Origin of the sequence: Marichromatium sp. AB31, from assembly GCF_003718685.1 — a bacterium.
Classification (GTDB): domain Bacteria; phylum Pseudomonadota; class Gammaproteobacteria; order Chromatiales; family Chromatiaceae; genus Marichromatium; species Marichromatium gracile.
Window position 1 is genome coordinate 24,125 of record NZ_RHFI01000005.1, and the last position, 12,346, is coordinate 36,470.

The following is a 12,346-nucleotide window of genomic DNA, read 5'->3' on the forward strand; positions in this document are numbered from 1 at the left end:
GTGGTGACGGGTGAGGACGCGGCGCCAACCGCTGCCCACCCGCCCCGCAAGCCCCGCAGCGACGGGGATCAACGTCTCTATGGAGAGGACGAGGCCGCGCGGACGACACCGGCGGCCGGCATCGAGACCCGGCCGGGCGAGCGTCCCGGCCGGGCGCCATCACGAACTAGCGCGGAGAGACTCGGACATGAATCAGTTCTACTACGACGCGGTCACCAAGATGGAACAGCTCGGCGTCGATGACGAATACATCCAGGGCTGGCAGTGCGGCTTCCTGCAGAACCCCAAGCGCGAGGAACAGCGCCTGACCGAGGCCTATGCCGCGGGCTACGACGACGGCGAGGAGAAGAACGCCGAGAACTTCGCCAACTGGGTCAGGGAGTGACCCCGGTCCGGGGCGCCAGCGCGCCCCGGACCTCTCAGTGATGACGCAGGGTGTGCAGTGGCGGGCGCACCAGCAGCGGATAGGTCGCCACCACCCCGGCCACGCCGATCAGCAGCCCCGAACCCAGCACCCCGACCGTCCACAACCAGGGGTTGAAGACGAACGCGATGCCGAAGAGCTGCTCGGCGAGCAGCCAGCCGATGCCCTCGGCGAACACCGAGGCGAGCAGACCGGCGAGCAGACCGGCGACGACGAACTCCACCGCCAGCGCACCGAGCAGCCGCGCCCGTCCCACCCCGAGGGTGCGCAGGATGGCGTGCTCGACACGACGGTCCTCCAGGCTCGCCTGGATCCCCGCATACATCACCAGCAGCCCCGCGGCGAGGGTGAAGAGGAACACGTACTCCACCGCCAGCACCCCGCGATCGACCACCTGACGCACCTGCTGGAGCAGCGCGTCGACATCGAGCAGGGTGAGGTTGGGGAAGCGGCGCACCAGCTCGACGAGCAGCGACTCGTCGCTCGCCGGGACATGGAAGCTGGTGATATGGCTTGCCGGCTCGTCACCGAGCAACGCCGGCGAGGCGATGACGAAGAAGTTGACGTTGAAGCTGTCCCACTGCACCTCGCGCAGGCTGGTCACCGGGGCCGCGACCTCGCGCCCCGCGACCATGAAGGCGATCTCGTCGCCGAGCGAAATGCCCAGGGTCTCGGCCAGATCGCGCTCGACCGAGAACTGCGGCGGCGCAGCGGCATCCTGCCACCAGGCACCGGCGACGATACGATTGTCCGCGCCCAGCCGGGTACCGTAGCTGAGGTTGAACTCGCGCGTGGCGAGCCGCTCGGCGCGCGGATCGGCATAGTCCGAGGGCGCCACCGCGCGATCGTTGATCCGCACCAGCCGGCCCCGGATCATCGGGTCGAAGGCGACGTCCTCGATGCCCTGCGCGGCGAGCAACGTCCGCATCGGCTCGACCTGCTGCGGCTGGATGTTGATCGCGAACTGGTTCGGCGCCCCCGGCGGCAGACTCTCGCGCCAGCCCTGCAACAGATCGACCCGCACCACCGCGAGCAGCAGCAGCGCGAGGATGCCGACCCCGAACCCGGTGATCTGCAGCACCGCGCCGCCGGGACGGCGGGTCAGCGCCGCCAGCCCGAGCCGCCACAGCCCGCGGCTGCGCCCGGCGAGCAGCGCCGCCAGCCGCACCAGCGCGAGCACCGCGACCACCAGACAGACCAGCGCCGCGGCCAGCCCGGCGAGCAACTTCCAGGCGAGCGCGAACTCGCCGGCCTGCCACAACACCAGGGCCGAGAGCGCCAGCGCCGCCAGCACCACGGCCAGCGCCACCGAGCCGCGCGGCGCGCCGAGGTCACGACGCAGCGCGCGCAGCGGCGAGACCTGGGCGAGCTGCAGCAGCGGCGGCAGCGCGAAGCCGAGCAGGGTCACCAGCCCGGTGCCCAGGCCCACCAGCAGCGGCGACCAGGAGGCGGCCGGCAGCGCGGTGCCGAACCAGTCGCTGAACACCGCCAGCAGCCCGGCCTGGGCGATCCAGCCGAGGGCGGTGCCGAGCAGACTCGCGGCCAGCCCGAACATCACCAACCGCAACACGAATACCCGCATCAGCAGGTGTCGGCGGGCGCCGAGACAGCGCATCACCGCCACCGCATCGATCTGGCGTCCGACCAGGCGGTGACTGGCCAGGGCGATCGCCGCCCCGGCCACCAGCAGGGTGCTGAGGCTGGCGAGGTGGAGGAAGCGCGAGGCACGCTCGACGGCATTGGCGAACTCGGGTCGCGCCGCGCTCGCGGTGAGCAGCTCGAACCCCGCGGTCTCGGCACGCGATCCGGCCCAGGCGGCATAGTCGGCGACCGCGTCCTCGGGGCCGGCGAGCAACAGCCGATGGGTGGCGCGACTGGCCGGGCCGAGCAGCCCGGTGGCGGGCAGGTCGGCAGCGTTGAGCAGCACCCGCGGGGCGAGATTGAACAGCCGACCGCCGGCATCCGGCTCATAGGCGAGGATGGCGCCGATGCGCAGGTCCGTCTCGCCGAGCGTGAGAGGGTCGCCGACCTGCAGCTCGAGCAGGCGCAGCAGGCGCGACTCGATCCACAGCTCGCCGGCCGGCGGTCCCTGCTCGCGCGGCTGCTCGGCGGCGGCGAAATCGGCGCGCACCCGCAACTGGCCGCGCAGCGGATAACCCGGCTCGACCGCCTTGGCCTGCACCAGCTGCGGCCCGTCGGACCCCAGCACCACCGAGCGGAACTCGACGGTCGCGGCACTGACCAATCCCTGCGACTCGGCGCGATCGCGCCAGGCCGCGGGTGGCGCATCACTGCCCTCGAGTACCAGATCGGCGGCCAACAGCTCGCCGCCCTGACGCGCCATGCCCGCCTCGATGCGACTGGCGAAGAAGCCGACGGCGGTCACCGCCGCCACCGTCAGCACCAGCGCGGCGGTGAGCAGGTAGAGTTCGCCGCTGCGCCAGTCCTGGCGCAACAGCCGCAGTCCGATCCGCCAGGCCTTCATGCCAGGGCCTCCAGGCGGCCCTCGCGCATCGCCAGGCGGCGATCGCAGCGTGCGGCCAGCCCCGGATCGTGGGTGACCAGCACCAGCGCGGCACCGGCCTCGGCGCGCAGCTCGAACAGCAGCTCGATGATCTGCTCGCCGGTGGCCTGGTCGAGATTGCCGGTCGGCTCGTCGGCGAACAGCACCGCCGGGCGCGGTGCATAGGCGCGGGCGATCGCCACCCGCTGCTGCTCGCCGCCGGAGAGCTGGCGCGGATAGTGACCGGCGCGCGCGCCCAGCCCGACCCGCGCCAACGCCTCGTCGGCGCGCGCGGCGGCATCCGGGGTATCGGTCAGCTCCAGCGGCAGCAGCACGTTCTCGCGCGCGGTGAGCGTCGGCAGCAGCTGGAAGTTCTGGAACACGAAGCCGACCCGGCCGCTGCGCAGCTCGGCGCGACCGTCCTCGTCGAGCGCGCCGAGCGGCTCGCCGCACAGCCACACCTCGCCGCTGCTGGCGCGGTCGAGCCCGGCGAGCAGCCCGAGCAGGGTCGACTTGCCCGACCCCGAGGCGCCGAGGATGGCCAGCGCCTCGCCGGCGCCGACCTCAAGCTCCAGCCCCTCGAGGATGGTCAAGCCACCAGCGGGGCCGGTAACATGTTTATCCAGTCCCACCGCCTTGGATACGGTCTGACTCCGTTGCACTGACATGATCCGTCTACTCCTGATTGCTGCTCTGTCGCTGTGTGCCCCCCTCACCCTGGCCGCCACGCCGACCCTGCTGGTGCTCGGCGACAGCCTGAGCGCCGGTTATGGCATCGACCGCGAGCGGAGCTGGGTGCGGCTGCTCGAACAACGTCTCGAGCAGGAGGCGCTGGCCTATCGTACGGTCAACGCGAGCGTGTCCGGGGAGACGACGGCGGGCGGCCTGACGCGGTTGCCGGCACTGCTCGAACGCCACCGCCCGGCGGTGGTGATCATCGAGCTCGGCGCCAATGACGGGTTGCGTGGGTTGAGCCTGGAGCGACTGCACGCCAATCTCGACGCGCTCATCACCCAGACGCAGGCGAGCGGCAGCCGCGTACTGTTGCTCGGCGTGCGACTGCCGCCGAACTACGGTGCGGTCTACACCGATCGCTTTCAAGCGGTGTTCCGCGAGGCCGCCGCCGCACACGCGGTCCCGCTGGTGGCGGAGATGCTGCGCGGCATCGCCGAGGATCGCGCGCTGATGCAGGCCGACGGACTGCACCCCACGGCCGCCGCCCAGGCGCGCATCCTCGACAACGTCTGGCCGACGTTACACCCGCTGCTCGTCCCGCCGCGACACTGATCCCGAAGGGCCAGCGCCATTCATCACCCTTCTTTCAAGACCAGGAGAGCGCCATGCATCGCGTCACCATCGTCGGGTCGGGCTTCGCCGCCCTGACCGCCATCCAGCAGTTGCGCAAGTCGAACCCCGATGTCGAGATCACCCTGGTCAGCCCCGCGGCCGAGTTCGTCTATCTGCCCGGCCTGATCTGGGTGCCGCCGGGGCTGCGTCGGGGCGAAGACCTGCGCATCGACCTGACCCGCTTCCTGCAACGCATGCGGGTGCGCCACGTCGCCGCCGAGGCCACCGGCCTGAGCCACTGCGGGCGCACCCTGGAGACCACCCAGGCACCGATCAACAACGACGGGCTGATCATCGCCAGCGGCGGACGCTTCCTCAAGAAGCTGCCCGGCATCGAGCACGCCATCACGCCCTGCGAGGGCATCGCCGCGGCCGAGCGCATCCGCGAGCGCATCCGCGCCATGGACGGCGGCACCATCGCCCTGGGCTTCGCCGGCAACCCCAAGGAGCCGAGCGCGATGCGCGGCGGGCCGATGTTCGAATTCCTCTTCGGACTCGACAACCAGCTGCGCCAGGAGGGCCGGCGCGAACGCTTCGAGCTGGTGTTCTTCACCCCGGCGCCGCGCCCCGGCAACCGGCTCGGTCCCAAGGCGGTCGAGGGGCTGCTCGCGGAGATGCGCCGCCGTGACATCCGCACCCATCTCGGTCACAAGCTCAAGGGCTTCTCCGAGCACGGGGTGAGCACCGAGGGCGGCGACTTCGCCGCCGACCTGATCCTGTTCATGCCGGGGATGACCGGCAACACCTGGTTCGACAACACCGAGCTGCCGCGCTCGCCCGGCGGACTGATCGAGGCCGAGCGCACCTGTCGCGTGCCGGGTTACGACCGGGTCTATGTCGCCGGCGACTCGGGCAGCTTCCCGGGACCTGAGTGGATGCCCAAGCAGGCGCACATGGCCGACCTGCAGGCGCGCACCGCGGCGCGCAACCTGCTCGCCGAGTTCGCCGGTCAGACACCGACCGAGACCTTCCGCGTCGAGCTGCTCTGCATCGTCGACGCCAATCGCGACGGCATGCTGGTGGCGCGTAACGAGCGCTTCAACCTGGTGCTACCGAGCCTGCGGATCTTCCACTGGCTCAAGCGCTTCTTCGAGTGGAACTATCTGCGCCGCTTCCGTTGAGGGCGACGGGCGCCGGGGGAACGGCGCCGGAAGGGATCAGCTGAGGAACACGGGGCCGGCACATGCCGGCCCCGTCGCGTTCAGGGCCGCACCTCGGCCCCGGCGCCCTCCTTCTCGGGCGGCAGCAGGTCGGTCTTGTTCAACCCCATCCACACCACCGCCGCGGTGGCGACATAGATCGAGGAGTAGGTACCGACCACCACGCCGATGATCAGCGCCAGCGAGAAGCCGCTGATCACCTCGCCACCGAGCATGTAGAGCGCGACCAGCACCAGCAGCGTGGTGCAGGAGGTGACCACGGTGCGCGAGAGCGTCTGACCGATCGAGGCGTTGATGATCTCGGTCACCGTGCCCTTGCGCATCTTGCGGAAGTTCTCGCGCACCCGGTCGAAGACCACGATGGTGTCGTTGAGCGAGTAGCCGATCACCGCCAGCACCGCCGCCAGCACCGTCAGGTCGAAGCTGATCTGGAACAGCGAGAACACGCCGAGCACGACGATCACATCGTGCACCAGCGCCACCACCGAGCCGACGGCGAAGCGCCACTCGAAACGCAGCGCGACATAGATGAGGATGCCGATCAGCGAGAACAGCACCGCCAGTCCACCCTGCTCGCGCAGCTCCTCGCCGACCTGGGGTCCGACGAACTCCACCCGTCGCAGATCCACTTCGCCTGCGGCGGCGGCGCTCAACGCCTGGAAGACGCGATCGCTGAGTTGGGCGCTCGTCCCCTCGTCGTCGCTCCCCGGCGCGAGCCGGATCAGCACGTCCTGACGCGAGCCGAAGTGCTGCACCGTGGCGCCGACGAAACCGCCGGCCTCGAGCGCCCCGGTGACCTCAGCGAGTTCGGTCGGGGTCTCGTAGCCGACCTCGATCACGGTACCGCCGGTGAAGTCCAGCCCGAAGTCGAAGCCGCGTAGCAGCATCGACAGCAGTGCGATCACCAGCACCGCGCCGGAGACGATCGCGGCTGCACGCCGCATGCCCATGAAGTCGATGTTCAGGGTCTTGGCCATAGCCTTGTTGCGCATGCCGATCTCCTCAGATGGCCAGTTTCTTGACGTTACGACGGCCATAGATCAGGTTGATCATGGCGCGCGAGCCGAGGATGGCCGTGAACATCGAGGTGACGATACCGATGAACAGGGTCACGGCGAAGCCCTTGACCGGGCCGGTACCGAAGCTGAACAGCACCACGGCGGCGATCAGGGTGGTGACATTGGCATCGACGATGGTCGAGAGCGCCTTGTCGTAGCCGGCGCGGATGCTCGCCTGCGGCGTGCTGCCGTTGCGGATCTCCTCGCGGATACGCTCGAAGATCAGCACGTTGGCATCGACCGCCATGCCCACGGTGAGCACGATGCCGGCGATGCCCGGCAGGGTCAGGGTCGCCTGCAGCAGCGAGAGCACCGCCACGATCATCACCAGGTTGACCACCAGCACCAGGTCGGCGACCAGACCGAACACCCGGTAGTAGAGCGCCATGAACAGCGCCACCAGACCGAGACCGATCATCACCGAGCGGAAGCCCTGGTCGATGTTGTCCTGACCCAGGCTGGGACCGATGGTGCGCTCCTCGACGATCTGGATCGGCGCGGCCAGCGCGCCCGAGCGCAGCAGCAGCGCGGTGTTGTGCGCCTCCTCGCTGCTGTCGAGCCCGGTGGTCTGGAAGCGGCGCCCGAAGGGTTCGCGGATGGTGGCGACGCTGATCACCTCCTCGACCTTGTGGGTGCGCTTGACCGGCTCGCCGTCGACCATCTCGGTGGTGGTGCGGTTCTCGATGAACACCACCGCCATCGGCTTGCCGACGTTCTCGGTGGTCACATCGCGCATCCGCCGCGCGCCCTGGCCGTCGAGGTTGACGAACACCGCCGGGGAGCCGCTCTGACCGTCGAAGCCTGCAGAGGCGTCGGTGATCTGGTCACCGGTGACGATCACCCGGCGCTTGAGCAGGATCGGCACGCCGTCGCGATCGCGATAGAGCCGGCTACCCACCGGCACCCGCCCGGAGACGGCATCGGCGACGCTGTGCTCGGTGTCGACCAGACGGTACTCGAGGGTCGCGGTGGCGCCGAGGATCTCCTTGAGCCGACCCGGGTCCTGGGCGCCGGGGAGCTGCACGACGATGCGCCGCTCGCCCTGACGGGCGATGCTCGGCTCGGCCACGCCGAGGGCGTTGACGCGGTTGCGCAGGGTGGTGATGTTCTGCTTGAGGGCGAAGTCCTTGATCTGCTCCTGCTCGGCCGGCTGCAGCACGGCACGGATCAGATAGGTGCCGCCCTGCTCGGCGCTGGAGAGCGCGAGGGCGCGGAATTCACGCCCGAGCAGCTTGTCGGCCGCGGCACGCGCCTCCTCGTCCTTGAACTTGACGAGGATCTCGCCACCGTCGCGCAGCACGGTCAGGTAACGCACCTTGTGCTCGCGCAACTGGGCGCGGATATCGCCGACATAGCGCTCGAGCGCCTGATCGAGCGCGCTCTCCATGTCGACGTCGATGACCACATGGATACCGCCACGCAGGTCGAGTCCGAGCGACATCGGGTTGAGCCCGAGCGCGCGCATCCACCCCGGCAGATCGGCCGAGAGGGTCAAGGCGGTGCGATACTGCTCGGCGAGGGTGCGCTCGATCGCCTCCTGACCGGCCAGCTGTTCACCGGAGAGGGCGAAGCGCGCGAGCAGCCGACCGTCCTCGCTCAGCTCGACGTCCTTGTAGGGCACCCCGGCGTTGTCGAGCACGGCGCGCACCTCGTCGACGCTCGTCTCGGTCACCTCGGCGCCGCGCGCGGCGGTGATCTCGATCGAAGGGTCCTGGGAGAACAGGTTCGGCATCGCCAACAACAGGCCGAGCAGGACCACGCCCAGGATCAGTAGATTCTTCCACAGGGGGTATCGGTTCATTGCATGTCCAAGTGCAAGGGCATTGGGGATGCCACTGCGCGCAACGGAAAAACGGGGACGCGGATCGGACACCGATCCAGGGCTGGGGGTGTGATCCGCGAGATGGGTCGGACACGATGACGCCCGAGGCCGCGACCGGCCTCGGGCGTCCGCACGATCTTAGAGATCCTTCAGCGTGCCCTTGGGCATCACCGACTCGACGGCCTGGCGACGCGCCTTGATCTGAACGCCATCGGCGATCTCGATCAGGATGAAGTTCTCGCCGAGATCGGCGATGCGCCCGGCGATGCCGCCGAGGGTCACGATCTCATCGCCCTTGGCCAGGGCCTCGACCATCTTGCGGTGTTCCTTCTGTCGCTTCGCCTGCGGACGGATCAGCAGGAAGTAGAAGACGACGGCGAACAGCACCAGAGGCAGCAGGGCCATGAAGGGGTCGCCGCCAGCAGCGGCCGCTTCGCCCTGGGCGAAGGCGTCGGAGATAAAGAAGCTCATATCGGTTCCTTCGGCGTTTGGATCGATCTCACCCGATCCAGTGGATGTGGAAACGGACCGACGCGGCCTGGACCGCGCGATCGCGGGAATTCCAGCGCGCGATTATCGCACAGCGCCGGCCAAGATACAGCGTCGCCACCGACCGCACCGGCGAGGCGTGTGCACGATGGCGCGGCACGCCATCAATCCGCCAGGCCGCGCAGCGCCTTGAATTCGGCGACGAACTCGGCCAGCCGTCCAGCGGCGATGGCCGCACGCAGCCCGGCCATCAGCTCCTGGTAGTAGTGCAGATTGTGGATCGTGGCCAGACGCGAGCCGAGGATCTCCTTGCAGCGATCGAGATGGTGGAGATAGGCGCGACTGTAGTGGCGACAGGTGTAGCAGCTGCACTCGGGATCGAGCGGGCGCTCGTCGGTGCGGTGCGCGGCATTGCGGATCTTGATGGTGCCGTGCCGGGTGAACAGATAGCCGTTGCGCGCGTTGCGTGTCGGCATCACGCAGTCGAACATGTCGACCCCGCGACAGACCGCGGCGACGATATCCTCCGGGGTGCCGACCCCCATCAGATAGCGCGGGTGATCGACCGGCAGCTTGTCGGAGAGGAAGTCGAGCACCCGCAGCCGGTCGGCCTCGGGCTCGCCGACCGACAGTCCGCCGATGGCATAGCCGTCGAAGCCGATGCGCATCAGGCCTTCGAGCGAGTCGGCGCGCGGCCCCTCGTGCATGCCGCCCTGGACGATACCGAACAGTGCCGCGGGGTTGTCGCCGTGGGCCTCGCGCGAGCGCGCCGCCCAGCGCAGCGACAGCTCCATCGAGGCGCGCGCCTGGGCCTCGTCGGCCGGATACGGGGTGCACTCGTCGAAGATCATCACGATATCCGAGCCGAGCTCGCGCTGCACCTGCATCGACACCTCAGGGCTCATGAACACCCGACTGCCATCGACCGGGGAGCGGAAGTGCACCCCCTCCTCGGTGATCTTGCGCAGCTCGCCGAGGCTGAACACCTGGAAGCCGCCCGAGTCGGTGAGGATGGGTCGCTCCCAGTGCATGAAGTCGTGCAGGTCGCCATGACGGCGGATCACCTCGGTGCCGGGGCGCAGCATCAGGTGGAAGGTGTTGCCGAGCACGATCTCGGCGCCGAGCTCGCGCAGCTCCTCCGGGCTCATCGCCTTGACCGTGCCATAGGTGCCCACCGGCATGAACGCCGGGGTCTCGACCGTGCCACGGGGGAAGTGCAGCCGGGCACGCCGCGCCAGCCCGTCGCGGGCGAGCAGTTCGAATTCCATCAGGTTCTCCTCGGGATTGTCAGGGGACGAGCCGGCCCACCACCTCGGCCAGATCGGTCGCGCGCCAGCCCGGCGGCGCCAGGCCCTCGGGCCAGGGACGCAGGTCGCGATCGATCCAGGCCGCGCGCAGCCCGCAGGCGCGCGCCGCGGCGACGTCGCGCTCGGGGTCGTCGCCGAGGTGCAGCGCCTCCTCGGGACGACAGCCGGCAAGCGCCAGAGCACGCTCGAAGAGCGCCGGATCGGGCTTGGCCGCGCCGACGTCGACGGCATTGAGCGAGTGCGCGAACAGCCCGCGCAACGGGGTGGCCTGCACCTCGGCATTGCCGTTGGTCAACGAGATCAACCGATAGTGCCGTCCGAGCATACGCAGCGCCGGGATCACGTCGGGATAGGGCGTGACCCGGTTGCGATGATCGAGGAACAGACGCAGTCCGGCCTCGGCCAGCCCCACCCGATAGCCGTGACGGGCGAGCAGCAGACGCAGCGAGCGCAACCGGATCTCGCCGAGATCATGGGCGTGATGCGGCAGGCGCTCGGCGAGCCGCTGGCGATGACGGCGCAGCGCGGTGATGTCGTGGGCCTCGGCCAGGCGTGGCGCCACCGCACGCAACCAATCGTGGAGCGCGCGCTCGGCCCCCTCGATCACCGGCTTGCAGGGCCAGAGGGTATCGTCGAGATCCAGGGTGATGAGACGCAGCGGCGGAACGGACATGCGGTGACCGGCGATCCTAAAGCTCCATTGTGCCCGTAATCGACAGCGCGCTCCAGACGCCGCGGCCAGCGGCCAGCGGCCAGCGGCCAGCGGCCAGCGGCCAGCGGCCAGCGGCCAGAAGATTGCACCGCGAAGGCGCGAAGCGCGCAAAGGGGTTTGGATAGGCAAGACTCCAACGCCGACGCGGGGCATCACTGGAGGCTGTCAGCTGGCGGCTGGCGGCTGATCGCTGGAAGCCCTTCTCACTCTTTGCGCCCTTTGGGCCTTTGCGGTTCAAACTTCCTGGCGGCTGGCGGCTGGCGGCTGGCGGCTGGCGGCTGGCGGCTGGCGGCTGGCGGCTGGCGGCTGGCGGCTGGCGGCTGGAAGCCCTTCTCTTCTTCGCGCCCTTTGGGCCTTTGCGGTTCAAACTTCCTGGCGGCTGGCGACGCCCTACGCGAGCAGCGCGCGATGGCGTTGACGCAGCTTGGCGAGCTTGGGGTCGATCACCGCCTGGCAGTAGGGCTGCCGGGGGTGGCGGCGGAAGTAGCCCTGGTGCTCGGGTTCGGCCGGGTGGAAGGTCGGCGCCGGGGTGAGTTCGGTGACGATGGGATTGGGCCAGAGTCCGGCGGCATCGAGCCGGGCGATCATCGCCGCGGCCTGCTCGCGCTGCGCCTCGCCGTGATGGAAGATCACCGAGCGGTACTGGGTGCCGACATCGGCGCCCTGACGGTTGCGCGTGGTCGGGTCATGGAGGGTGAAGAACACCTCGAGCAGGGTCTCGTAGCCGATCACCGTCGGATCGAATCGCACCTGCACCACCTCCGCATGACCGGTATCGCCACGACAGACATCGCGGTAACTCGGTTGCTCCAGCGCACCGCCGGCATAGCCGGAGACCACCGTCTCCACGCCGCGCAGCCGCTCGAATCCCGCCTCCAGACACCAGAAGCAACCGCCTCCCAGTGTCGCCGTCTCGTGCTGCATGCTGTCTCCTCCGGCGATCGCCATGTCGTTGAGCCTTCCCGGCAGGGACCGGGCTCTCGGCCCAGAGATTGCGACGACCGGGTGGATGGACAAGGCCGGCGCCACCCCGAACGCGACCGCCCCCTGCCCGCCGGTCGGTTGCCGACTGATGGATATCAATGCGCCGCCACTACCTCATGACCGCATGCTTGACCTCGACATCTCGCTATCGGTCAAAAAAGACGTGGCTGGCGCCAGATTAGGCCCCAGAGCGGCCTTGACAAGAAAAACATTAATTAAGAAACTTATGATGTACTAAAGCTGGGGCTTTGGTGCATCCTTCAACCTCCTTTGGTGGTAATGATTTGAAGCGCGGCTCACCGCCGCGCTTTTTTTATGTCTCGCGCCCGGCCAGCAACCGCAGCCCATGCGGCAACTCGCCGGGATCGACCCGGGCACCGACCAGCAGCACATCGATCGTGCGTTCGGCGGCGAGCCAGTCGCGCTCGGCACCACCCGGCGCGAACCCGCGCCGCTCGGCCAGATAGTAGGCCGCCTCGGCGATCATCCGCCGTCTCCGCGCCGCACCCTCCCCTGCAACCTCTTGCATCGCATGCCTCC

12 protein-coding genes are annotated in these 12,346 nt (G+C 69.1%); 3 read left to right on the top strand and 9 right to left on the bottom strand.

The features are described from left to right. The first annotated feature begins 187 nt into the window (after positions 1-187). On the top strand, positions 188-385 hold the full coding sequence (locus tag EBL84_RS05645) for a hypothetical protein (RefSeq protein WP_005221303.1): 198 nt from the start codon (positions 188-190) through the stop codon (positions 383-385). 34 nt (positions 386-419) lie between these two features. Here the strand turns inward: EBL84_RS05645 and EBL84_RS05650 are convergent, their stop codons facing one another. Both EBL84_RS05650 and EBL84_RS05655 read right to left on the bottom strand, forming a co-directional pair. Beyond that, positions 420-2,909, bottom strand: coding sequence for an ABC transporter permease (locus tag EBL84_RS05650; protein WP_123139927.1), 2,490 nt, complete (start codon positions 2,907-2,909; stop codon positions 420-422). Continuing rightward, positions 2,906-3,595: an ABC transporter ATP-binding protein gene (locus EBL84_RS05655; protein ID WP_123139928.1), complete on the bottom strand. Its 690-nt coding sequence runs from the start codon at positions 3,593-3,595 to the stop codon at positions 2,906-2,908. Before EBL84_RS05655 ends, EBL84_RS05650 begins: the two co-directional genes overlap by 4 nt. Between EBL84_RS05655 and EBL84_RS05660 the strand changes: the two genes are divergently transcribed. After that, positions 3,594-4,214 carry an arylesterase gene (locus tag EBL84_RS05660; RefSeq protein ID WP_123139929.1) on the top strand — a complete coding sequence of 207 codons (621 nt, stop codon included), beginning with the start codon at positions 3,594-3,596 and terminating at the stop codon, positions 4,212-4,214. The two genes, EBL84_RS05655 and EBL84_RS05660, sit on opposite strands and share 2 nt — an antisense overlap. 53 nt (positions 4,215-4,267) lie before the next feature. Beyond that, a complete protein-coding gene (locus EBL84_RS05665; protein ID WP_123139930.1) occupies positions 4,268-5,395 on the top strand; it encodes an NAD(P)/FAD-dependent oxidoreductase in 1,128 nt (375 codons plus the stop codon). An 80-nt stretch (positions 5,396-5,475) separates the two neighbouring features. Here EBL84_RS05665 and secF read toward each other — a convergent pair whose 3' ends face one another. The 7 genes from secF to EBL84_RS05700 form a co-directional block, all read right to left on the bottom strand. After that, a complete protein-coding gene (gene secF / locus EBL84_RS05670; protein ID WP_123139931.1) occupies positions 5,476-6,426 on the bottom strand; it encodes a protein translocase subunit SecF in 951 nt (316 codons plus the stop codon). Positions 6,427-6,436: 10 nt separating this feature from the next. Then, positions 6,437-8,293 (bottom strand): protein translocase subunit SecD, encoded by a 1,857-nt coding sequence (gene secD / locus EBL84_RS05675; RefSeq protein ID WP_123139932.1) that lies wholly within the window; start codon positions 8,291-8,293, stop codon positions 6,437-6,439. A gap of 159 nt (positions 8,294-8,452) precedes the next feature. Continuing rightward, complete coding sequence (yajC, locus tag EBL84_RS05680) at positions 8,453-8,785, bottom strand: preprotein translocase subunit YajC (RefSeq protein WP_123139933.1); 333 nt, start codon at positions 8,783-8,785, stop codon at positions 8,453-8,455. A 182-nt stretch (positions 8,786-8,967) separates the two neighbouring features. Beyond that, positions 8,968-10,071 carry a tRNA guanosine(34) transglycosylase Tgt gene (tgt, locus tag EBL84_RS05685; protein WP_123139934.1) on the bottom strand — a complete coding sequence of 368 codons (1,104 nt, stop codon included), beginning with the start codon at positions 10,069-10,071 and terminating at the stop codon, positions 8,968-8,970. 19 nt (positions 10,072-10,090) lie between these two features. Next, complete coding sequence (locus tag EBL84_RS05690; protein ID WP_123139935.1) at positions 10,091-10,783, bottom strand: HAD family hydrolase; 693 nt, start codon at positions 10,781-10,783, stop codon at positions 10,091-10,093. 429 nt (positions 10,784-11,212) lie between these two features. Then, positions 11,213-11,746, bottom strand: coding sequence for a peptide-methionine (S)-S-oxide reductase MsrA (gene msrA / locus EBL84_RS05695; protein WP_123139936.1), 534 nt, complete (start codon positions 11,744-11,746; stop codon positions 11,213-11,215). 373 nt (positions 11,747-12,119) lie between these two features. Beyond that, a complete protein-coding gene (locus tag EBL84_RS05700) occupies positions 12,120-12,335 on the bottom strand; it encodes a DUF2934 domain-containing protein (RefSeq protein ID WP_123139937.1) in 216 nt (71 codons plus the stop codon). Between the last annotated feature and the right edge of the window lie 11 nt (positions 12,336-12,346).